Genomic DNA, 21,154 nt, shown 5'->3' on the forward strand with positions numbered 1-21,154 from the left:
TAAATTGCATTTCGCTAAATATCTTTTCTTATACCCTTTTTTATCTGGTTTCTACGGATATTTTAACACTTTTCCCTCATTATCTGGCTCTTTTTTTGTTTCCTTTTACTCTGTTTCTCCTTTTACTCTGCCCCGATACACATTTTCTTCTTTACCTGCGTTTACTTTTACTATTGACCGATTTGATCTGAATTCGACCAAATCTTCAGTTTAGACTTATGCGCGTCCGGAATATTTGCCGTCAGCCGTGTTGATGACGACCATTTCATCCTGTTCGATAAACAGCGGAACACGGATTTCCAGACCGGTTTCCAGCTTCGCCATCTTGGAAGCGGAAGTCGCCGTATCACCCTTCACCGCCGGTTCGCATTCAACGATCCGCAGCTCGACTTTATCCGGCAGAATAATTCCCAGAATTTCGCCTTCATACATCGAAATTGTGACGTTATCGTTCGGTTTCATGAACTTCATTTCCCATTCCAGATGATCCTTTTGGATTTCAATCTGGTCATAGGTTTCGTTATCCATAAAGACCAAAGCGTCGTCGGTATCATACAGATACTGCATTTCGCGCTTGTCGATGTGCGCCTGTTCCACCTTGTCGCCGCCCGTGAAAGAGATTTCGTTGATAACTCCGGTACGCAGATTTTTAACCTTGACCTTGACGATCATCTGGCGCATCGCAGTTTTGTTGTGCTGAATATCCAGAACGACAAAAATATTACCTTCATTTTCAAATGTTGTTCCTGGTTTTAAGTCATTTACAATAATCATTCCTATTCACCATCCTACCTAGTATATTTTATAGGAATAGCCGATTTTGTCAATGATTTCCCGGCTGTGCATGACTATTTTCCCAATGAATCCGGTTGCCAAAGCGGCGGTTGCAGCCGAAACTGATCGTCGCGGCGATCGTCGCAAAGCCCAGATAGCACCATTGGTCAAAATTCAGCCGGCTGCCCAGGATCAGAAACTGCACGCCCAGGATCACGGCGCTGACAAAGAAGTCCAGCAGTTCCACCGTATTTTTGGAGCGGTACATCAAAACCCATGAAATAAAGAACAGCTCGGCGCCATAGATGATGGTCAGAAACGGCGTGCTTCCCGAGGGCAGAAACTGCAGCGTTTCCCCTAACAACATCAAAATCAGAAAGAAGACCGAAGCGACCACGCTGTCCATGAATTGTTTCATCGTTTCACCTCATCTCTATCTCATAGTTTGTCACTTTCCGGTTGGTTTCATCCAGCTTTAGCACAATTTTTTCATAGGCGGTCATCACTTCTGCCGTATCGCCGCGCCATTGTACCTCAGCCTGAATTTCCGCCCGCCAGCCGCCGCAGCGATATTCATGGTTCAGCTGACAGCGTACCCAGCGAAAAATGGGGATTAAGCGCAGATCCTGCCGCTGACTGGCTTCCAGCTGTTCGGCAACGGCGATCTCCGCGTTGAGTTGAAGATAGCCCAATGCCGTCCAGGCGCTCAAGATCAGAAACCAGGCCAGAAAGAACAAGCTGACAAATCCCCGTTTATCCGGCATCGCCCACCACCGCCTCCCATTCACCATCCATGCTGACAAGATGCATCCAGATCTGCGACTGCCGCTGATCAAACCAAACTGTTTCAACCTGATCGAAGAAAATCCAGGTTCCCGGCTGGACCAACAGCCAGTTTCCACTCTGAACAAGACGGCGATTTTGACCTTCGGCATAAAACGTCAGCTGATCGCGGCTCACCTCAATTTCTCCGCTGCTCAAAAGCAGCCGGCGCAGCTGCTGCAGCTGAATTTGATCCTGAGCGGAACGCATCAGCCAGTCCTGTCTGGCGAGAAGCCTGACGAGGGTCGGAATCATCGGCAGAAACAACGTGACAATCCACAATCCCAAAAGCAGATCGATCAGAATGTTTCCGCCGCTTGTTCTGCAGGGTCGCTCGTTTCGATTGGAAGCGGCGTGCATACCGGACATTCCCCCTTTGCTTCAAGCGCTTCCGCCAAGCGCTGGCTGCTCTCCTGCTGCCTGCGCTTGGCGATTTCATTGAGATGATAACGGCTGCCCAGCAGACCTCCGGTTAACAGAATACAGGCAGTGCACAGCGCAATCGCGATCAATGCGTCGCTCAGCAAAAAACCGCGGTTATTTTCCAACGATGCGCCCCCCTGCCAGCTCCATCACCAGACATCGCCGGCTGAAGCAGAGCGTACGGGCCTGATCAATCCGGCCTTTCCTATTGTAATGTATGCGGATGCGGCCGGTCTGGTCCGCATCAATTTGGGCGATTTGTTCCTGACCTTCGCCCATCGCCCGGGCCTGAAGCGGCAGCACCTGTGCGATAAACCGGCCGGGACTCAAGTCGGGCTGGATGACAAACGGAATCGTCAGCAGCTCGCAAGCCGCCACAATCATCAACGCCAATAACATTTCCGTCAGCGTCGTCCCGGCTTTAGCGGACATAAGCCTGACCCTCGCGGATTTCCAGCTGCTCGCCGCCGGAACATTCCGTCTGCTGCTTTGTCAACAAGCCTGCCGACACCAGATCATTGATTCTTAACGGCAACTGACCGGTATCCAGCTTGTATTGAAGAATCGCCGAGTCGATCACCTTCAGCTGCGCCGCACAGCCCTTTTCATCGACAATTTTCATAACCCGCTGAATATTCGGTACCGACAGCAGAAACAAGATTGCCAGCACGCTGACGACGATGATCATTTCCAATAGCGTAAAGCCCCTTTTCATACGTTTCTTCTCCTCTCTTATTACATCTGACTCATGATTGAAAGCGGCAGCAGCAGGATCTGATAAACGATCAGAATCATCGCTGCAATCGTTCCGTAGGCAAACAGCTGCAGACCTCGCGCTGCCCATCGCAGCTGATCGAACAGTTGTCCCTGACGCACCTCGACATAACTTTCCAACAAGGGTTGAACCTGACCGCTGCGGGAAGCGGTGCGCATCAGCTGCATCAGCGAAGGATCGAGATACTCCGTGCCTAACGCCGTTTCCAGACTTTCTCCTGCCAGCAGCGCCTGTTCCACATGCCAGCTCATGAGTTTCAGAAACGGCTTTTTCGGCAGTTTCTGCAATAACGTCAAGGTTGTCTGCGTCGGACAGCCTTCCCTGAGACAACAGGAAAAATAACGCGAGAAATCCAATCCCAGCCAGCGTCTTAAAAACTTGCCGCGGCGTTTTTGAATCAACAGCACATACGCACTTAACCGTGCCGTCGGTCTGCGCAGCCAGATTGCCAAAGCGCCGGATGCCGCCCCCAGCAGCGTCAGAATGAAAAACATTGTGCCCAAGCCGTGATGCAGCAGCACCATCCCCGCCGGGTTTCGCTCAAAGGACTGAATCAGGCTGATCAGCACCGGGAAACAGACATGGTTGAACAAGGCCAGACCTCCCAGACTGCCGGCAGCTAAAAGCATTGGGTAGCCTAACAGCTTGCGGATCTGGCTGCGGTTTTCGGTATATAACCGATGCAGTCTCAGTGCCAAGGTCAGCGCCTGCCGAGGCGGCATGACCTGCGCCATCGTCTCAAAATCAGCGGCGATACCTTTCGGCAGGGCCAAAGCAAATACGGCCGCAAAATCCGCCCCTTCCAGCATTCGCCCACGCAGCGCGGCGATGATGGAATGGTTCTTCGGCGTTTCAATAAAGGTCAGGCTTGTCTGCCAGCTCATCGCGCTGCCCAGAAGAATCGCCAGCTGCTGACATTCAGAGACCGACAGCCTCCCGTTGTTTCTGTGTGATGCGATTTTTGAACAGCAGATCGTCCAGCCGCTGCGGCAGCGGGATAAAATTATCCGGCGCCTGTCCCTGGCGCAGCTGTGCCAGCTGGTCAGGCAGAAGCACTTCATAGACACACATCCTTCCCTTTTGATTTTTTAAGGACACCAACCGCTGACAGCTGACTCCAGCCAGCATCTCCATCAGCTGAGTTTCACTGACTCCCAGTTCGATCATCCGTGTGATCGCCGATTGTGCTGATGAAGCATGAATACTGGTTAGAACCAGATGTCCGGTCAGTGCGCAGCGCAGCGCCATCGCCGCCGCCACCGGCTCGCGGATTTCGCCGATCATGATGACGTCCGGATCATGCCGCAGCAGTTGGCTGATCCCTTCGTCATAACCCAGATGCTGACGCTCGTTGATCTGGATCTGAATGAAACGGTCCGAATAAATTTCAATCGGATCCTCGAGCGTGAAGATCTTGGCCGGGCTTAATTCGTTGAGCATGGCGTACAACGTTGTCGTCTTGCCGCTGCCGGTAGGGCCGCTGACGAGGAATAAGCCGCTGCGTCGTTTCAGCACTTGCTTCAGCAGATCGGTCTGCTTTTTATCCGGGCAACAATCGGTCAGCGTCCAGTCCAGCGTTCCGTTGAGAATTCGCAGCACTCCGCTGGTCAGCATCAGACTGTGCATGACCGCAAACCGTAGCGCCAGCACCCTACCATCCACATCGATCTCAAACCGGCCGGTTTGCGGCCGGCTGCCATCGCTCAGCTCCAGGTTGGCCCGGTATTGAAGATAACGAAACAATTTCAGGTCCTGCGCCTTAGTCTCAATGTCCTTAATCTGAAGTCCGCAGCGCATCTGCAGCGTCACTGTTTCATTGCGGATGGAAAAATGCAGATCGGTGGCGTGCTGTTTTAAAGCCATCCGCAGTAAAGCAAGTAATCGTTCTTCCATATTCTCTCGCCCCCTACACCTTCAATATTGCGCATTTTTGAAAAAAGCCCCCTCAATATTTAAAAAAAACTGAATTTCTATCATTTTTTACCAAAACTGGATAATAAAAAGAGCTGACGGCACAGTCCGGGTTAACCTTGCACCGTCAGCTTGTTTCAATTAGAGCCTTGAATTTTTCCCTAATCGAACAAATTTTTCCTTTTACCTGCAGTTTACTTTCGCCAATAAGCGCTGCCGTTGGCTGTTCTTTCCAGAAAACCGTATTCAATTAACACCCGGCGCAGATAGACGTGATCCGGCCAGATCCGTTTAAGCATTGTGTTGATTTGCTTTTCAGTATATTGAACTTCCGGTTTGAAATTCTCGGCAATTTGTGCCAATACCGCCAGCTTCCGTTTTGCTTTCGCCGGCATTTCCTTCAACGCCCCCTGCGCGTCAAAATAAGTTTTCAGAATTGTCTCGCGTTCTTTTTCCGTTAATTCATACCGCTCGTCGCGCATTACTGCCGCCGCATGCGCATCGACCAGCTCCGTATCGTTTAACTGTTGGATAGAACGGCCGGTGTTTTCATTAAGCAGATTCATCATCATGACGAACAACTGCGCCTGTTTCTGTTTTTCCCGCAGCTTAAACCGGTAATTGCGAATTGTTGATAACGTGACGCCCTTTTCCTTCGCAATCTCCTGATCGCTTTGTCCCGACGCAAACGCCTGTAGCATTTCCAGCTGCATCGCGCTGACGCCCAGCGGTTCCGACCCCAACCGCAGCAACATCGTTAAGGGCGACCCATGCGCGTTTTTAACGTGCAGCTTCATCTTCCGCTCGCCCAGCACCCAGCGCTCATCCTGGGCATAGATTTCCTGAAGATGATAACGCTGCCGGCAGAACAAACACTCGGCTTCCTCATCTACAATCCGATATCCGCGACGGATTTCTTCCGCGCTGGCGTCCCACAGTTCCTGTTTTTCCATTTCATCTCTCCCCATTCCATTTTATACAAACATTATAAAATAGAATCTACTTATTTCATAGATATTTATTTGATTATCTACCATAATTTAATTTTATTCTGATTTTCAGCCAATTTATTATGGCCCAGTCCGATATATCTGTGGGCTCTATCCGCCAAGCTTCATCCAGCTTTGCTTTTTGTTCAAAAAAAAGCACCGGCCGCACAGCCTGATGCTTGTTCCACTTTATCCGCGGCGAGTCCGCAGAAAGGGATTATCGTTGAATTCTTTCTCCAGCGTCGTCGCCGGTCCATGACCGGGATACAGTCTTAACTGCGGATCCAGCGTTCGAACCATTTTCAACGTCTGGCGCATCTGCGAATCATTGCCTAAGGGCAGATCCGTCCGCCCCACACTGCCTTCAAAAACGACATCGCCGCAGAAACAGTCCTGACCGATCACAATCAGTACGCTGCCCGGCGTATGGCCCGGCGCTTCCAGAATTTGCAGCTGAATCGTGCCCAACTTCATCAGCCCTTCCGTTAACGGACGAGTCTGACTGCGGACATGAGCCGTCATTCCGGCCATTCCATTGAGAGTTTCATCTTCAAGCAAAACCTGATCCGCAGGATGTACATACACTGGACAATGAAACTGCCGGACCAGTTCGTCAACGGCGCCGATATGATCGAAATGTCCATGCGTCAGCACAATCGCCGCCGGCACGCGCCCCTGCAAATGATCCTGAATCCGCTGAGCTTTGCCCGTCGGATCCAGAATCAGCACTGTCCCCGAATCTTCAAGAATATAAGTGTTGGTCGCAAACGCGCCGGAGGGAATTGATTCAATTCTCATCTACTTTTCCTTCTTTCTCATATCTGATTGAAAACTTTCATTTTTTTAACCGATCGCTGAAAATTAAACGAAATAAAAAAAGCCAGGATCCGGCTTCTTTTATTTTTTCTCCTTGTGAGTCGTTTTCTTATTGCAGCGTGGGCAGTATTTCTTGATTTCCATCTTTTCAGGGTGTTTTCTCTTGTTTCTTGTCCCAATGTAATTTTCTTCGCCGCATTCAGAACATTTGAAAGTAATTGCGTCTCTCATGAATATTCCTCCTAATAATGCTAAACAAGTATAACATAGTTTTTATTAAATTACTATATTTTTTGAAAAACCTGTTAATTCTTGTGATTTTCGTTTACTGTGCCGGATCGGACGATGCTTGCGGTTCAACAGGATCCTGCGCTGGCGGCAATGCCGGAGTATCCGTCGGGATTTCCGCGCCCGGATCCGTATCCGCTGGCAGATTGGCATTTTCCGCGACGTCATTCGGATTGTATATCGCTTTGGTCAGCTCGTTGGTGATCCGCAGACAGAGATTGCTTTGCGATCCGCCGCCGGTGATCCAGGCGTTCGGAATCATGCATGCCATCGCAAATTCCGGATTTTCCGCCGGCGCGTAAGCGACGACGCTGTTGTTGGTCGTATCATAACGGGTCGTCGTCCCGTCTTCGCTGGTCACATTGATAAACGATTCCGCCGTGCCGGTTTTGGCGGACATGGTAACCGGCACATCCGTTAAGCCATAACAGATTCCCCCGTAAACGCAGGCGTTGAAGCCCTGCCGCACCCGCTCCAGCGCGGCTGGATTTTCCAGCGTTGACAGCACGTTGACATAGTTCTCATAAACGACGTTCTGCGTGCCCGGATCAAACGCCCGGCGCACCAGGCGCGGCTGGATTTTCTTGCCCCCATTGGCAATCGTTGAAACATACTGCGCCAGTTCAATCGTCGTATAGTTATCCAGCTGACCGATCGCAAAGTCCAGCGTGTTGCCGGCGTTGGCCAGCTTGCCCGGCATATAGCCGACCGCTTCATTCGGCACGTCGATGCCCGTTAATACACCCAGACCAAACTGACTGTAATAGCTGCGCATCAGCAGATAGGTATTCGCGTCAATCTGCAGCGGATTGTTTTCAATATACGTGCCGCCGCCCAAACGAATCGCAACGTTGAACATGAACACGTTGGACGACTGCGCCAGTGCCTGCACGTCATCAACCCAGCCCAGCGTCTTCCAGGATTTCTTGATCGGCGTGTCCTTGATTTTAATATAGTTGTCCAGAATCTTCTCGCCCGGCTGAATTACGCCCTGATCCAGTCCCATATAGACCGTCGCCCCCTTGACGACCGAGCCCGGCGCATAAGCGTCGGTGTAGATGCTTGTCGGACTGGCGCTGATCGAGCCGTCGGCATTGCGGATCATGCATGACATCGCCAGGATATCGCCGGTATTCGGATCCTGCAGCACATACATGATCCGGTCCATAAACGGACGCCACGGATCATCTTTATATTCCGTCAGCACCTGGGTTAAAATCTCGTCCAGCTTCTGCTGCAGCCGCGCATCAATCGACAATTCCAGATCGTAGCCCTTGGATCCCTCATTGACCTCGCTCAGATAACCCGTGCCGTTTTCATCATAAGCCAGATCATAGACTGACCGCTTCCCGCTGAGCAGACCCTCATATTGCTTTTCCAGACCGGAACGTCCGACTTTCTCATTGCGGGAATAATCCAGCGCCAGATAGTAATCCAGATCCTCCGACGGCAGCCCCTGCTTGGAGGTCGTCACGGTGCCCAGCACTGATTTCAGCATCGTCCCGAACGGATACTCACGGTCCCAGTCGAAGTCGACGTTAAAGCCCTGGTAATCTTCCATGTGTTCGATTAAAAATGCCGCTTCCTCCACAGTGACGTCGCTTTTGATAATCTTGGTCTGACCGCTGGAAGGCATATCCATCGCCTGCTTGACGACATACGCCTTACGCAGATCGGTATCCAGCGTCTGTAAATCCTCCTCGGTAATCCGTGCCAGCTCCAGATAATAAATGTCGTTGTCATTCAGATCACCTTTATAATACGCCGCCATTTCTTCTTCGGTGATCCGTTCGGCGTCGATTTCCTTTTTATGCAGACTCAGATACAAATCTTTCAAATCCCGCGTGCCCAGCTGGGTTTCATCCACTTCATAATCCGTTGAAAAACGCCGCGCCAGCTCCCATTCTTTTTCATCTGAGATTCCCTGAGGCGGGAAATAGGTAATATTCAAACGTTGTTTATTGCCGACCAGCACCTGACCGTTGCGGTCCAGCATCTCGCCGCGCGGGGTTGTCACGGTCTGATAACGGCGGGTATAGGTCGCCAGCTTCTGCGCGTAATCATCAGTCTTGAGCATCTGAATCGAATACAGCCGGACGACGATCGCCGCCATGCCCACGCATACCGCCAGCGCGACCAGCTGAAAACGCCGGGTGACAATCTTGCTTAAATCCAGCGCTTTGCGCAGGTGTTCGCTGCTGCCTTCCCAATGCAGTTTCTTATCATCTTTAGTTTTTCTTGGTCCAAGTAACGGTTTATTTGTCATGCACGATCTCCTCGTATGCCTTATTATACCTTATTTTTTTCTGATTGAAGCTAAAATTTGCGGCGTCCGGATGAAAACCTGCATCACATCCCCTTTTTCAACGGGATCCCGCTGAAGGCGATAAAAGAAAAACAACGGCCAGGCCTACGCCCAGCCGGTTTAAGTCTGATCTGCGATTTTGAGTCATTCCGCTTGAACAAAGAAGATTTCCCTATTCCATGAAAAAGGATCTTCCTTCCCCTGATCGTAAGGCCGCTTTTGTGCGGAATCGCTGTCTGCGCCGCCGAACATTTTAAATTCTGCGTACTGCGCTTACTTCTTAGAAGCTTCCCGCGGTTGATGAACAATCAGCATGTCGTCCGCTTCAATCCGTGTGCTGCCGTCCGGCACCCGCATCGTCTTTCCCCGCAGAATCATCATGATCAGAAGCGACGGCGGCAAATTCAGTTCCTTGATCCGACGGTTCTGCCACGGATGGCCTTCCTCGATCAGGATCTCCGTCAGCGCCAACGGCATCGCCGCCGTCAAGGCCGGCGCGATTGCGATCACCTGATCACCCTGCTCGATCACGGTCTTCCCCTGCGGAATCAGAGTGTCCTGTCCCCGGCGGATCATCGCCAGCAAAAAGTCCGGCGGCAGATTCAGTGCCTGGACCGGCTGTCCGATCCACATATGCCCCGGGCGGATATCCAGCTGAATCATTTCAATGGCCGGATCATCCTTATAATCGTTAAACGTCTTCAATACATCCGCTCCTGAATCGATCATATCCAGCTTGCGCGCAATCCACGGCAGCAGCGTGCCCTGCAGACTGATCGACAACAGCACCAGACAGAAAACAACGTGAAACACATCGTAGCGGGTATAGGCCGGACTGACCGTGACCATGATCGCGAAGACGATCGACGACGCTCCGCGCAAGCCGGCCGAACCGACCAAAACCGTCTGCCGCCATGAACCCGCAAACGGCTTTAATAATAAGCTCACCGCGACGGGCCGGGCCACCAACGTCAAAAACACCATGATGGATAATGCCGGAACGATGACTGAGGGCAGCTGGGACGGAAACGCCAGCAGCCCCAACAAAAAGAAGATTACAATCTGCATCAGGCCCGTCACCCCGTCAAAAAAATGCACGAGCGAACGTTTGTTGCGGATCGGCGCGTTTCCCATCAGAATTCCAGCCAGATACACGCACAGGTAACCGTTTCCGCCAAGACCGCTGCACAGCGCATATGCCAGCAGCGCCAAACCGACGACAAAGATCGAATCGAAACCTTCCGTCGCAAAATCAAACCGATTTAAACAGGCGATACCCACTTTAGCGCACACCCAGCCGGCCAGGCCGCCTAAAATCAGCTGCAGCGCCAGCATTCGGGCAAACGTTGCCGGATCGCCCTCGCCTGCCATCATCGTTAAAAGCATGACCGTCAACATATATGAAAACGGATCGTTGCTTCCGCTTTCCAATTCCAGCAGGGAGTCGGTATTTTCTTTAAGCGCCAGCTTTTTGCTTCGCAGAATGGAAAACATCGAAGCCGCGTCGGTGGAACTGATCACCGCGCCGATCAAAAAGCTTTCCTGCCATTCCATTCCGATCCCCCAATGACAGAACGCACCGGTCAGCGCCGCTGTCAGAAATACGCCCAGCGATGATAACAACAGTGCCGGCGCGGCTACCGGCCGGGCCTGCTTCCAGCGTGTTCCAAAACCGCCGTAAAACATGATATAAATCAGGGCTGCCGTACACAGCTTTTCCGCGAACGCATAGTTCTCAAACGGAATCCTGAATAATCCGTCGCTGCCGAACACCATCCCCAGTAAAATAAACAACAATAAACTGGGCACGCCCAGCCGAAACGAAAGCTTGTTGCAGAGAATGCAGATCATCAGCACCCCGCCGCCTAAAATTAACAGTTGATTGAAATCGATATCTTTTCCTCCTCTCTTCGATCGTCCAGAATCCTCAATGATCGCAATTTTTCGGATCCATCCGCTCCTTCTGACTCGTTGGATTTATTATATCATATCCGCGCCGTCTCACTTCCGGTTTCCAGTCCGCTTTTTTCCTTTTGTTCTCCTGTCCGCCCGCTTTCATATTTATGCTATAATGGTTACTGAGGTGAATTTCATGAGAAAAAGAACGGAAACCCGTCCGATCCAGGTTGGAAACTTGCAGATCGGCGGTCAAAATCAAGTGATCATTCAGTCGATGACCAATACCAAGACAAAAAACGTCGCGGCGACCGTGGAACAAATCCGCCAGCTGACGGACGCCGGCTGCCAGATCGTCCGGATGGCGGTCTATGATCAGGAAGACGCGCGGGCGATCCGGGAAATCAAGGCTCAGGTCAGCGTCCCGCTGGTTGCCGATATCCATTTCGATTATAAATTGGCCCTGACCGCGATTGAATCCGGCGTCGATAAGATTCGCATCAATCCCGGCAATATCGGCGCCCGGGAAAACGTCATCGCTGTCGTCGAGGCCTGCAAGCAGCATCACGTTCCGATCCGGATCGGCATCAACAGCGGATCCCTGGAAAAAGCGGTGCTGGAGAAATATGGCCGGCCGTGCGCGGAAGCGATGATCGAAAGTGCCCGCAAGCATGTTGAAATTCTTGAGGAACTGGACTTCCATGACATCTGTTTATCGTTTAAATCCAGCGACGTCATGCTGACGATCGAGGCGTACCGCCTGGCTTCCGAGGTCTTCCCCTATCCGCTGCACTTGGGTGTGACCGAAGCCGGAACCTTTACATCCAGCGCGATTAAATCCAGCGCGGCGCTGGGCGCGCTTCTGATGGACGGGCTGGGCGACACCATCCGCGTTTCCGTCAGTGCGGATCCGGTTGAGGAATTGCGCATCTGCAAGCAGCTGCTGCGCTGTTTCAATCTGATCGACAACGTCCCGAATCTGGTCAGCTGCCCGACCTGCGGGCGGATTCAGTACAATATGATTCCGATTGCCGAAGAAGTCGAACGCTTCCTGGCGACGATTGACGCCAACATCACGGTTGCGGTCATGGGCTGCGCGGTCAACGGACCGCAGGAAGCCAGCCGGGCCGACATCGGCATCGCCGGCGGCAAAGAGGAAGGCTTATTGTTCAAGAAAGGCCAGCTGATCCGCAAAATTCCACAGGATCAGATCGTGGAAGTCTTAAAAGAAGAAATTTTGAAAATGATTTAACATTCCGGCTGCCGCAGCTTGTTTCCTGCGGCAGTTTTTCGATCGAAGAAGACAATGGCCAACGTTTAAGGAGGAATGGATTATGACGGATCTATTATGTTTCGGCAGCTGCGTGCTGGATCTTTATGCGGATGGGCAAAAGCCTGCGGTCGGCGGGGATGCGGCGAATCAGGCGATCTTGTTATCCAAACTCGGCTTCTCCACGGCCTGCAGCGCCCGGCTGGGGCAGGATCAGGAAGCGGATCTGATCCTCGCTCAGCTTCAGGCGCATAACGTCAAGATTGACTGGCTGCGCCGGCATGCCGGCGAGATCACAACACATTCCCGGATTCAGCTGGACGCGCAGGGTGAACGGCGCTTCACCGTTACCGGCGAAGCGCACCGCCATTTCACGCTGGCTGATTTTCCGATGGAGGCGCTGCCTTCTCTTCGCGCCTTGTCGTTAGGCTCGCTGTTTACGCTGCATGAACTGGAAATTTCCGGCATGGAACTGATTTTTAGCCGCGCGCGGGATCTTGGCCTTCCGATTTACAGCGATACGACCCGCGACCGGCATCACAAAGGGTTGTCCGGCGTGGCGCATCTGCTTCCTTACATCGACGTTTTCATGCCCTCGCTTGAGGAAATCCGTCCGCTGTGCTCACGCTTCCAGCCGGATGAAATCGCGGAAGAATTACTCCGGTTCGGCATAAACACCGTGGTCCTGAAAATGGGGTCTAACGGCGCCAACGCCTATCGAGCAACGCAAGTCTGGCGCTGCTGCGGCTATCCCGCCAAGGTTGTCGACACAACCGGCGCGGGCGACAGCTTCTGCGCCGGCTTCATCGCCAGCTCGCTGACCGGCCTTCCCATTCCTCATGCTTTGGAAAACGGCTGTTGGTGCGGGGCGCAGGCCGTCCAGACAAAAGGAGCGAACACCGCTGGGCTCGATCCATTCCGCCTGCCCTGGCCGCTGCGTTAAACTGCCGATTCAGCCATAAAAAAGACAGAAATCCAAGCTGAAAAGATATCCTGTTTCAGCTTGGATTTCTGTCTTTTTAATTTAGGGTTTCCGTGCGAGATACAGATCGAGCGTATCATAGATCCGAATCTGGTCTCCGGTTTCCTGTAAACGTTGGGCCATTGTCTGTTCAAAAGCCCGGCGACGAGCTTCCGGCAGCGCCCGATGATCAGAATACGTATTCAGCAACCCCAGATACGCTTCGGTATTCAGCGTCCGCACGCGCTGGTACAAATGCGTTTGAACGGATGCGAAGCCCGCCTCGATAAGCCGGTCTTTCCATACCGCCAGATCCGTTTCATCAAATTCCTTCAAAGCCTGATCCGACGGACAAAATTGTTGATAAACCTCGCGGTTGATCCGGTTCGACGGATCTTCCAGCCGGTTTGGATAAGGATGATTCCAGAATAAGGCCAGGCAGCCCTGCGGCTTCAACAAGCGCAGCACTTTCTCTAATGCCTCTCTCTGCGGCAGCCAGTGAAAAGCCGTCGCGCAATAAATCCCATCCCAGCTGTTTTCGGCCAGCTCCAGTTCCATAAAATCTCCCAGAATCACCTGAAACCGTGATCTCTGCTTAAACTTATCGCGGACAAATCGAGCCAGATTCTCCCCCAGCTCCACCGCCGTCAGATCACAGCCGGTGTCCAGGATTGGCTGGGTAGCCTGTCCTGTGCCGATTCCGATTTCCAAGATCCGGCTTTGCCCTCCGGCATGAAAGCTTTCGATCACATCCTGCATCAGCGCATCGGGATACCCCGGACGAAAGCGATCATAATTCTGTTCGTCTTCATTGAATTTCAAACGCAGCTCCACGTTCTTCCCCTCCTTCAATCCTTCTTAATTTAAGTTTATCACAAAATCAATTTCAACGTCTTTCAAAGCGGAGATTTTTATCACTTCCCCTCGCGCCGCGCTGCGATCAAAGCTTTTTGTTAAGCGTCCTTTCCCGACGTTGCCCAGAACGCATCCCAGTCAGTCGTAAACATGCGGGAAGTCGATAACTGCGTATTTACAGGAATCAGATAAACAAAATCGCTGATTTCACGTCCGCAGACTGCCGGACGTTCGAAACGGAATGTATTCTTTGTCATATAATCGCGGTAGTCGTCTAAAACAAACGCCTCGCCATTATAGTTCGCTTCCGGATTCGCGGTCAGCGGACGCCCTTCGATCAAGGCCGGGCGCAGCGCTTCCACATCGATATAATTTCCCTGTTCGTCCATTAACATTAAATTGTAGGTCGGATCCAGGAAGATCCACTGATCCAGCTGTTCGCTGTACGCCTGCACGACGACATGACACTCCTGATCCCATTGACTTGCCGAAAGACACCAGACCGGCACCGCCTTCACCCCATAGCTGCGCAGGATCCCGCTTAACAGCACCGAAAGGTTGTTGCAATTCAAGCCGCCTCCCTCGTCGCCATAGACGCCGACGCTGTCAAACGCAATATCGCCGCGGTATTGCGAATAAGAACTGTGATCATATTCCTCGCAGACCCAGAACAATCCGGCTTTCATCAGCTCCACGTCAGTTTTTCCGCCCAAAACCTCATCCAGATGATGTTTGTCCAGCCACGATGCTGCCTGCGAATCTTTTCCCAGCTCAAATTGATAGGCCGGGACTTTGCCGTCAGGCGCATAGTCCTGATATTTTACCAACAGTTCCAACCGCTCCCGGGTTGAAGCATTGAGGCTGAAATTTAACAGGTCGTCGGCTTCGGGTTCATTCCATTTCAGCGTTACGTCCAGTGTCTGCCCATTGTTATTCAGACTTCCCTGATAGCCGTCCTCTCCCTGGGAGAGGGTCAGCGTAAACGGTTCATTTTCATAAGTGAACAGGAGCTTTCCCGCCTCTTCCTCCAATCTTTGAAGCGGTGATTGCACGCCGATCTGGCCCAGCCAACCCCGGCCGGTGTTGATCAGAACCAGCCGCCGGTCATGGTCGATGAAAAACCCGCTGCCTTCATAAAATCCAATCGGCAGGGATTCCAGGGATTCAGACACAGTTGTTTTTACCGCGCAGCCGCTCAGCAGGCAGAGTAAACCAAGCATGATTTTGATTGTTTTTATCATTTCGATTTCCCCCATTCATTTTGATTTTAAACAATCTGTACTATTTATAATAATACAGTATCATTAAAAATTCAAAAAGACAAGAACGACTTGATCCGACTTTATCTGACAACCAGAATCCCCGCGAAAGTGACGCTCAATCAGGAAGGATTGGAAACAGTTGATCCCGGCTTCTAAAAAGGAAGATAACAAAAAAACGAACCATTCGCAAACAGCGAACAGTCCGTCATCTGAAGTGAAAGAATTCCAGATTTCTTTACTCGGCGCATCCTCGAATCATCCGCGCGAGTATGGTTCTTTTTTTCCAATTTTAACCGCTCAATCAGGAAAGATTACTTTGCAAGTGTTTTCCGCCATTCGTTTTCCATAGCCTGTGAAATATGATAGCTTTCATATTCCGGCATAAACCCTTCGTGCCAGATATGAAATTTCAAACCGTCAAACTGAGTGAAAATCTGCCGTGCTCTTTCCAAGCCGGAAGGGCAGTATTTGAAATTGACAACCGCGGTGGTCCAGCGCTTCCCGCTAAGGATGGTCGGTTCTTCGTCAACAAAACGACTATACAGTTGATTCTCTTTTATTTTCCATGTCATCAGATCATCCTGACCACAAAATAATGTCCAAACCCCGTCGCCGCCGGAAACGTTCGGAAAATATTTTTGCTTTATGAGTTCCAGAAAAAGTTCGCTGAACTTCGTAGAGGCGTCGATCGTGTAGGTAAGGGTATGATCGTCGGCGTCATCTCCCATACAAACATGTTGACGGCTGATCGTTATATCCACTTTTTATTCCTCCCTGTTTGCTTTTATCCTGCGCTTTTATTCTACTATAATTTTCAAAGGACGGAAATAGTTTTTCCCCAGCCTGAATTTCAACGATAAAAGGCATAGCCCGCAAAAGGCCATGCCCTACCATGGATTCAATTTTATCAGATTTCCCTCAAGCTATTTTTCCGCTTTCAGGCAATCCAGCTTCCGGGGATCGAAAGCGCCGCTTCGCAGCATTTCGATTTCCAGCCCATACGGCGCGTGATCGTCGACATACGGCGTCTCCAGAATTTTAACGACATCCCCCAGCCGCGGATCCGCAAATACCCGGTACAGCGAATCAAAACCGATTTCACCATGACCTAAATTGGCGTGGCGGTCCTTGCGTGCACCGCGGACGTTTTTGGAATCATTGAGATGGATGACCTTTAATAAGGACAGCCCGATCATGTCGTCCCATTGCTTTAACACTGTATCCAGCTCAGCCACCGGGTAGCCGGCATCATGGATATGACAGGTATCCAGACAGAACGCGATCCGCTCTTTCTTCATCACACCCTCGCGCATCGCCTTTAGCTGTTCAAAGTTCCAGCCCAGCTCACTGCCCTTGCCCGCCATTGTTTCCAGACAGATCAGCATATCGTGATCATCCTGAGCGAGCGCCTGATTCAAACCTTCGATGATCTGCGCCAGACCTTCTTCCGCCGTCGCCTTGACGCTGCTGCCGGGATGCAGAACAAGATACCGCGCGCCGATTGCCGCCGTCCGGGCCAGTTCCTGCTTCAGGAAGCGGACGCCCAATTCAAAGGTATCCGGATTCTGAACGTTGCCCAGATTGATGATATAGGGCGCGTGCACGATCACGTTTTCTAACGGAATCCCGTGTTCCTTTAACAAACTCTGTGCTTCTTCAATCCGCAGCTGTTCCACCGGCTTGCGCAGAGTGTTCTGCGGCGGCCCGGTATAAATCATCAAAGCATTGGCTTTGTAAGACAACGCTTCTTTGACCGCGCCCGCAAAATAGTCCGGCGCTTTCATCGAAACATGACAGCCGATCTTATTCATCGCTTCCCTCCTGTCGTTTCTGGCGCTGCAGCGCCTTGTAGCGTTCCTTGCGCTGTGCCTGGATTTCGCTCTGGATCATCGCCCGGCGTTCCTTGCGCTGGATCTGCTTGACTAAAGCGGCCTTTTTCTTCTTATATCCCGGTTTGACCTTTTCCTTCTTCCGGTTCAGCGACCGTGCGATTTCCTTTTCGCGCTGCTGCCCCGGCGACATTCTGCGGCGATCGGCCTGCCGCTGCGCCTGCCACGCGCCGTTTTTAAACGAGCGGACTTCAAAATGCACGCCGCGTTCTTTCAAGGATCGAATTGCACGTTCATCCTGTTCCTGATATAACGCGAAGCACGTTCCCTCACGGCCTGCCCGGCCGGTCCGGCCCGCACGGTGGATATAAAAATCCAGTTCGTTCGGGAATCCCAGCGAAACAACATGCGTAATCCCGTCGATGTCAATTCCGCGCGCGGCGATATCCGTTGCCACGATGTAGCGGTGATCCGCCTGTTCCAGCTGCTTCATCGCCTGCCGGCGCTGACGCGGCTGCAGACCGCCGTGGATTTCGATCACCGGCACATCCGCCTCGCGCAAGGCGTTGGCGGTCGCAGCTGCTTCTTCGCGGGTATTCGCGAAAATCAGGCAGACATACGGCATAAAGCCCGGTAAAATCTGCAGCAGCGTTTCGGCATAGCTGCGATGCTTGCATGGAACCAGAATGTGCTCAATCTTCGGATCCATTTTCGTTTCCTGCTCGATTTTGATCGTCTGCGGCGTCTGCATATACTTCTTTAAGAACGGCTTGAGACCTTGGGGAATCGTCGCGCTGAACGCCATCATCTGTAAATGATTCCCCATTCGGGAAGCGATTGCGTCGATATCCTCCAGAAAGCCGAATTCCAGCGTCATATCCGCTTCATCGACAATCAGGATCGAAGCGGTATCGACCCGCAATACTTCCTGATCCAAAAATAAATCCTTGATCCGGCCCGGCGTGCCGATGACCAAATGCGGCTGGGTCTTCACGGAATCCGCCATTTTTTCCCGGTCCAGCCCGCCGGTAATCAGCCGTACACGCAGCCTTGGATCCGCCTGCGTCATCGTTTTGGCCCGGTTGTAGATCTGCATGGCCAGCTCGCGGGTCGGCGCGGTAATGACGGCCTGAACCTGCGGCAGCTCAGGTTTGATTTTTTCCATCAGCGGAATCAGAAAAGCATGGGTCTTGCCGGTGCCGGTTTCAGAAATGCCGATGATGTCCCGGCCTTTTAACGCGACCGGGATGACGGCGGCCTGAATCGCTGTCGGTTCTTGAAAGCCTTCCAGCTTGATCAATTTCTGCGTGCTCTCACGCAACGCGAAGTCGTTGAATTGTGTCATAAAAATCCTCCTTTACGGGGTGAAAACTTGTTTATTATCGAATCGGTTCCGATCGTTAAACTTCTCACTTTGCCCATCAATTATACAGATTTTAAGCTTTTTATGCAATTCTCACACCGCTTTTCCTGCATCTTTTTCCATGATCTTGCCCAGTCTTCCCGTTTTCAAGTCAATTTGTTTATTTTTTCAGAACAATCCGCCTGAAGGAGAGCATCTTACGGTTTTTTCGACGGACTCGCTGGATTTTATTTCACTTGCGCACAAATCGGCGTTCACGGTATAATGATTTCAGGAAAAAGGAGTGTTTCATTTATGGAAATCATCCCCGTCATTCCCCGCGGTTATTGCAAAGGGGTTACGCAGGCCATCGCGCTGGCCCGCAAAACAGCGCGGGAAAATCCGGGCGTGCCGATTACGATGCTCGGTATGATCGTGCATAACCGCTATGTCGTCGACGCCCTGCAGCTCGATCATATCCGCTGCGTGGAACAGGCAGGCAAAACCCGGCTGGAGCTGCTGGATGAAGTAAACGAAGGCATCGTGATCTTTACGGCCCATGGGATCAGCGAGGAAGTCGCCAAGAAAGCGCGGCAAAAAGGATTGATCTGCGTCGACGCTTCCTGTTCCGACGTCAAGGAAACCCAGCGCTTAGTCCGTCAGGCGATTGCCGAGGGTGCGGATGTGCTGTATATCGGCAAGCGCAATCATCCGGAGGCGGAGGCCGTGCTGGCGATCAGCCCGCGCGTGCATCCGGTGTATGATCTGGATTCGTTAGCCGCCCTCTCCCTTGACAATCCCAAAATTCTGGTCACCAACCAGACGACGATGAGCGTTCTGGAAATCGGCCGGCTGATGGATCAGATCCGCGCACGTTATCCGCATGCCCGCTTTGAAAGAGAGATCTGCAACGCTACCCGGATTCGTCAGGAAGCGATCCAGAAGCTAAAAAACGTCGACCTGTTGATCGTCGTCGGCGATCCGCAGTCCAACAATTCCAACAAACTGAAGGACATTGCGATTCAAAGCGGAATCCCGGAGGTGCTGCTGATCGAAACCGTGCGGCAGCTGAAGCCGCAGGACTACCTGGGCCGCGAGCGCATCGCCGTGACCAGCGGCGCTTCAACTCCGACCTACCTGACGCAGCAGGTAATCGGCTATCTCAACGAAGCTGCGCAAGGCAACACCCCGGAATATCCGGCCATTGAACTGGATCATCTGTTATAAAGACAACGCCGTTTTCACGGCGTTGCTTTTTCGTTTACGCGGGCAGTCAACCTTTCCGCGAATCACTGGATCGTGCGCTCACCTGCCTTTTCCAGCAAAATCTGACCGTCATAAAACGGCGCGGCAAAATCATATTCAAACGGAATCAAAATCGAACCATCCATCCCCAACACGCCATAGCGGCCGCTTTGATCCTGCGCAACGATTCGTCCATGATCCAAAGGATACGCCGCCCAGCGATCACGATCCGGATCGATTGGCAGCGGCGCCAAATATTGGCATGGAATAATTTCTTCTCCCGCGGCATTGACATACCCCCATAAGCCATCCCGCGCCACCGGAATCAGATCACCATTGATCGCCAGACCTTGATCATAGATTGCTCCGGTGATCAGCTCGCCTTTCTGGTTCACGACGCCGACGCGATCCAGCCATTCATATTCGGGCAGGCCCTCCGGCGTTTCAGAGTAGCCGCTGACAGCGTGATACAAGCCCAGCTCGCCGCTCATCCGCGACCCGTCGAAGGGATGAAAGATGCCCGGCCCATCATGGCCATACTGCACCAAGTATGCAGTGCCGGTGGCCACATCGCCATAGATCGCTTTCGCACTGATCCCATGTTCACCCCAACAGAGATGATAGGGCGTGTCAAGCAACAGTGAAAAATCATAAGCCTGAGCGTCGCAATGCAAGTCAAGACTGTCTAAAACAGGCGCCCGGCGGCCTGTGATTGGGACGATCACCTCTTCATGAGGGCCGGCTACTCCCCACAGGCCAGCTTTTTCCAGGATGAAGTATCCCTCAACAAGCTCCAATTCAGCCTCCGACTGAGGAAATTGCTGGATCAAAGGATAAATCGCATCAAAACTGATCTCAGTAAGCAGATCACGGTCCGGGTAAACGGGTTCCATGGCTTCAATCTCGTAGTCATTCAAGACTACAAGATCATTCTCATAGTTAAATTCAGGCTGATAAATAACGCGCAGTGCTGCCTGTTCAATCTCTTGCCGACCTCTTAGAATTACTAAGGAACCTGTCTTCAGGCGATCATCGCCCTCCACGACATAGTAAATATTATCTTCTAAATAGCGAGAACCCGCCGTGGTAGAATACAGAGCCACTTCAATTTCACCTTCCACCGCCGGGGTGGACGCCGGTGTTGCTTCCACGCAGGGTATCGTCTTGGGTTTGAACGTGGAGGAACTTTGTGGTTTAGTCTTTGTGCTGCAGCCAATCATTAAAAATAATCCCAAGATCAACAGACTGAATCGCCGCATCGTTTTTCTCCTTCCTTTTCTTCTATTATAAAGAAACGATCAGGATTATAAATAATTCGATTCACAATTTCATGGAAATGTAAGAAATGGCGTTGTCATGAGATCGACGGGGCCTTATTCCCTACCGTCTGC

At 51.8% G+C, this 21,154-nt stretch carries 23 protein-coding genes; 3 read left to right on the forward strand and 20 right to left on the reverse strand.

The window, feature by feature from the left end:
• Positions 1-216: 216 nt before the first annotated feature.
• The 14 genes from efp to I2G61_RS14700 all read right to left on the reverse strand — a co-directional run bounded on the left by efp (position 217) and on the right by I2G61_RS14700 (position 11,080).
• Positions 217-774: an elongation factor P gene (efp, locus tag I2G61_RS14640; RefSeq protein WP_072683412.1), complete on the reverse strand. Its 558-nt coding sequence runs from the start codon at positions 772-774 to the stop codon at positions 217-219.
• Positions 775-823: 49 nt separating this feature from the next.
• Positions 824-1,192, reverse strand: a complete 369-nt coding sequence (locus I2G61_RS14645) for a hypothetical protein (RefSeq protein ID WP_072683413.1) — start codon at positions 1,190-1,192, stop codon at positions 824-826.
• Positions 1,193-1,196: 4 nt separating this feature from the next.
• Complete coding sequence (locus I2G61_RS14650; protein WP_072683414.1) at positions 1,197-1,538, reverse strand: hypothetical protein; 342 nt, start codon at positions 1,536-1,538, stop codon at positions 1,197-1,199.
• Positions 1,528-1,956 carry a hypothetical protein gene (locus I2G61_RS14655; RefSeq protein ID WP_159432747.1) on the reverse strand — a complete coding sequence of 143 codons (429 nt, stop codon included), beginning with the start codon at positions 1,954-1,956 and terminating at the stop codon, positions 1,528-1,530. The genes I2G61_RS14650 and I2G61_RS14655 overlap by 11 nt, the downstream gene beginning before the upstream one ends.
• On the reverse strand, positions 1,896-2,144 hold the full coding sequence (locus I2G61_RS14660) for a hypothetical protein (RefSeq protein WP_195548402.1): 249 nt from the start codon (positions 2,142-2,144) through the stop codon (positions 1,896-1,898). The genes I2G61_RS14655 and I2G61_RS14660 overlap by 61 nt, the downstream gene beginning before the upstream one ends.
• Entirely contained in the window at positions 2,134-2,451 is a 318-nt protein-coding gene (locus tag I2G61_RS14665) for a hypothetical protein (protein WP_195548403.1), read from the reverse strand. Before I2G61_RS14665 ends, I2G61_RS14660 begins: the two co-directional genes overlap by 11 nt.
• Positions 2,441-2,734 carry a competence type IV pilus major pilin ComGC gene (locus I2G61_RS14670; RefSeq protein WP_006060297.1) on the reverse strand — a complete coding sequence of 98 codons (294 nt, stop codon included), beginning with the start codon at positions 2,732-2,734 and terminating at the stop codon, positions 2,441-2,443. Before I2G61_RS14670 ends, I2G61_RS14665 begins: the two co-directional genes overlap by 11 nt.
• A gap of 20 nt (positions 2,735-2,754) precedes the next feature.
• A complete protein-coding gene (locus I2G61_RS16815; RefSeq protein WP_370544678.1) occupies positions 2,755-3,678 on the reverse strand; it encodes a type II secretion system F family protein in 924 nt (307 codons plus the stop codon).
• A gap of 34 nt (positions 3,679-3,712) precedes the next feature.
• A complete protein-coding gene (locus I2G61_RS16570) occupies positions 3,713-4,687 on the reverse strand; it encodes an ATPase, T2SS/T4P/T4SS family (protein ID WP_229100776.1) in 975 nt (324 codons plus the stop codon).
• A gap of 212 nt (positions 4,688-4,899) precedes the next feature.
• Positions 4,900-5,658, reverse strand: a complete 759-nt coding sequence (locus tag I2G61_RS14680; protein ID WP_195548405.1) for a DUF2087 domain-containing protein — start codon at positions 5,656-5,658, stop codon at positions 4,900-4,902.
• A gap of 225 nt (positions 5,659-5,883) precedes the next feature.
• On the reverse strand, positions 5,884-6,492 hold the full coding sequence (locus I2G61_RS14685) for an MBL fold metallo-hydrolase (RefSeq protein WP_195548406.1): 609 nt from the start codon (positions 6,490-6,492) through the stop codon (positions 5,884-5,886).
• A 99-nt stretch (positions 6,493-6,591) separates the two neighbouring features.
• Entirely contained in the window at positions 6,592-6,741 is a 150-nt protein-coding gene (gene rpmG / locus I2G61_RS14690; protein WP_020223239.1) for a 50S ribosomal protein L33, read from the reverse strand.
• 94 nt (positions 6,742-6,835) lie between these two features.
• The gene (locus I2G61_RS14695) at positions 6,836-9,064 is read right to left on the reverse strand and encodes a penicillin-binding protein 2 (protein ID WP_195548407.1); all 2,229 of its coding nucleotides are present in this window, start codon (positions 9,062-9,064) and stop codon (positions 6,836-6,838) included.
• 312 nt (positions 9,065-9,376) lie between these two features.
• Positions 9,377-11,080 (reverse strand): potassium/proton antiporter, encoded by a 1,704-nt coding sequence (locus I2G61_RS14700; RefSeq protein WP_370544679.1) that lies wholly within the window; start codon positions 11,078-11,080, stop codon positions 9,377-9,379.
• Between the two features lie 115 nt (positions 11,081-11,195).
• Between I2G61_RS14700 and ispG the strand changes: the two genes are divergently transcribed.
• Together ispG and I2G61_RS14710 are read left to right on the forward strand one after the other, a co-directional pair.
• A complete protein-coding gene (ispG, locus tag I2G61_RS14705; RefSeq protein ID WP_072683423.1) occupies positions 11,196-12,251 on the forward strand; it encodes a flavodoxin-dependent (E)-4-hydroxy-3-methylbut-2-enyl-diphosphate synthase in 1,056 nt (351 codons plus the stop codon).
• Positions 12,252-12,333: 82 nt separating this feature from the next.
• On the forward strand, positions 12,334-13,212 hold the full coding sequence (locus tag I2G61_RS14710) for a carbohydrate kinase family protein (RefSeq protein WP_195548409.1): 879 nt from the start codon (positions 12,334-12,336) through the stop codon (positions 13,210-13,212).
• Positions 13,213-13,293: 81 nt separating this feature from the next.
• Here the strand turns inward: I2G61_RS14710 and I2G61_RS14715 are convergent, their stop codons facing one another.
• The 5 genes from I2G61_RS14715 to I2G61_RS14735 form a co-directional block, all read right to left on the reverse strand.
• A complete protein-coding gene (locus I2G61_RS14715; protein WP_072683425.1) occupies positions 13,294-14,064 on the reverse strand; it encodes a class I SAM-dependent methyltransferase in 771 nt (256 codons plus the stop codon).
• A 119-nt stretch (positions 14,065-14,183) separates the two neighbouring features.
• Complete coding sequence (locus I2G61_RS14720) at positions 14,184-15,326, reverse strand: transglutaminase domain-containing protein (RefSeq protein WP_195548410.1); 1,143 nt, start codon at positions 15,324-15,326, stop codon at positions 14,184-14,186.
• 332 nt (positions 15,327-15,658) lie between these two features.
• Positions 15,659-16,108: a hypothetical protein gene (locus I2G61_RS14725; RefSeq protein ID WP_195397294.1), complete on the reverse strand. Its 450-nt coding sequence runs from the start codon at positions 16,106-16,108 to the stop codon at positions 15,659-15,661.
• Positions 16,109-16,270: 162 nt separating this feature from the next.
• Entirely contained in the window at positions 16,271-17,158 is an 888-nt protein-coding gene (locus tag I2G61_RS14730) for a deoxyribonuclease IV (protein ID WP_072683428.1), read from the reverse strand.
• Positions 17,151-18,521 (reverse strand): DEAD/DEAH box helicase, encoded by a 1,371-nt coding sequence (locus I2G61_RS14735; protein ID WP_072683429.1) that lies wholly within the window; start codon positions 18,519-18,521, stop codon positions 17,151-17,153. The genes I2G61_RS14730 and I2G61_RS14735 overlap by 8 nt, the downstream gene beginning before the upstream one ends.
• Positions 18,522-18,833: 312 nt before the next feature.
• Between I2G61_RS14735 and ispH the strand changes: the two genes are divergently transcribed.
• Positions 18,834-19,745 carry a 4-hydroxy-3-methylbut-2-enyl diphosphate reductase gene (gene ispH, locus I2G61_RS14740; protein WP_072683430.1) on the forward strand — a complete coding sequence of 304 codons (912 nt, stop codon included), beginning with the start codon at positions 18,834-18,836 and terminating at the stop codon, positions 19,743-19,745.
• A gap of 62 nt (positions 19,746-19,807) precedes the next feature.
• Here ispH and I2G61_RS14745 read toward each other — a convergent pair whose 3' ends face one another.
• Positions 19,808-21,022, reverse strand: coding sequence for a WG repeat-containing protein (locus tag I2G61_RS14745; protein WP_072683431.1), 1,215 nt, complete (start codon positions 21,020-21,022; stop codon positions 19,808-19,810).
• Positions 21,023-21,154: the final 132 nt, after the last annotated feature.

Source organism: Holdemania sp. 1001095H_141210_F2 (assembly GCF_015558105.1).
Lineage (GTDB): Bacteria > Bacillota_I > Bacilli_A > Erysipelotrichales > Erysipelotrichaceae > Holdemania.

What these genes read in the sequence shown, in the direction of transcription:
- I2G61_RS14745 (WP_072683431.1), bottom strand. Translation starts at nt 21,022, where the DNA reads ATGCGGCGATTCAGTCTGTTGATCTTGGGATTATTTTTAATGATTGGC.
- I2G61_RS14645 (WP_072683413.1), bottom strand. Translation starts at nt 1,192, where the DNA reads ATGAAACAATTCATGGACAGCGTGGTCGCTTCGGTCTTCTTTCTGATT.
- I2G61_RS14695 (WP_195548407.1), bottom strand. Translation starts at nt 9,064, where the DNA reads ATGACAAATAAACCGTTACTTGGACCAAGAAAAACTAAAGATGATAAG.
- I2G61_RS14730 (WP_072683428.1), bottom strand. Translation starts at nt 17,158, where the DNA reads ATGAATAAGATCGGCTGTCATGTTTCGATGAAAGCGCCGGACTATTTT.
- I2G61_RS16815 (WP_370544678.1), bottom strand. Translation starts at nt 3,678, where the DNA reads ATGAGCTGGCAGACAAGCCTGACCTTTATTGAAACGCCGAAGAACCAT.
- I2G61_RS14720 (WP_195548410.1), bottom strand. Translation starts at nt 15,326, where the DNA reads ATGATAAAAACAATCAAAATCATGCTTGGTTTACTCTGCCTGCTGAGC.
- I2G61_RS14685 (WP_195548406.1), bottom strand. Translation starts at nt 6,492, where the DNA reads ATGAGAATTGAATCAATTCCCTCCGGCGCGTTTGCGACCAACACTTAT.
- I2G61_RS14655 (WP_159432747.1), bottom strand. Translation starts at nt 1,956, where the DNA reads ATGCACGCCGCTTCCAATCGAAACGAGCGACCCTGCAGAACAAGCGGC.
- I2G61_RS14735 (WP_072683429.1), bottom strand. Translation starts at nt 18,521, where the DNA reads ATGACACAATTCAACGACTTCGCGTTGCGTGAGAGCACGCAGAAATTG.
- ispH (WP_072683430.1), top strand. Translation starts at nt 18,834, where the DNA reads ATGGAAATCATCCCCGTCATTCCCCGCGGTTATTGCAAAGGGGTTACG.
- ispG (WP_072683423.1), top strand. Translation starts at nt 11,196, where the DNA reads ATGAGAAAAAGAACGGAAACCCGTCCGATCCAGGTTGGAAACTTGCAG.
- I2G61_RS16570 (WP_229100776.1), bottom strand. Translation starts at nt 4,687, where the DNA reads ATGGAAGAACGATTACTTGCTTTACTGCGGATGGCTTTAAAACAGCAC.
- I2G61_RS14665 (WP_195548403.1), bottom strand. Translation starts at nt 2,451, where the DNA reads ATGTCCGCTAAAGCCGGGACGACGCTGACGGAAATGTTATTGGCGTTG.
- I2G61_RS14650 (WP_072683414.1), bottom strand. Translation starts at nt 1,538, where the DNA reads ATGCCGGATAAACGGGGATTTGTCAGCTTGTTCTTTCTGGCCTGGTTT.
- rpmG (WP_020223239.1), bottom strand. Translation starts at nt 6,741, where the DNA reads ATGAGAGACGCAATTACTTTCAAATGTTCTGAATGCGGCGAAGAAAAT.
- efp (WP_072683412.1), bottom strand. Translation starts at nt 774, where the DNA reads ATGATTATTGTAAATGACTTAAAACCAGGAACAACATTTGAAAATGAA.
- I2G61_RS14670 (WP_006060297.1), bottom strand. Translation starts at nt 2,734, where the DNA reads ATGAAAAGGGGCTTTACGCTATTGGAAATGATCATCGTCGTCAGCGTG.
- I2G61_RS14710 (WP_195548409.1), top strand. Translation starts at nt 12,334, where the DNA reads ATGACGGATCTATTATGTTTCGGCAGCTGCGTGCTGGATCTTTATGCG.
- I2G61_RS14680 (WP_195548405.1), bottom strand. Translation starts at nt 5,658, where the DNA reads ATGGAAAAACAGGAACTGTGGGACGCCAGCGCGGAAGAAATCCGTCGC.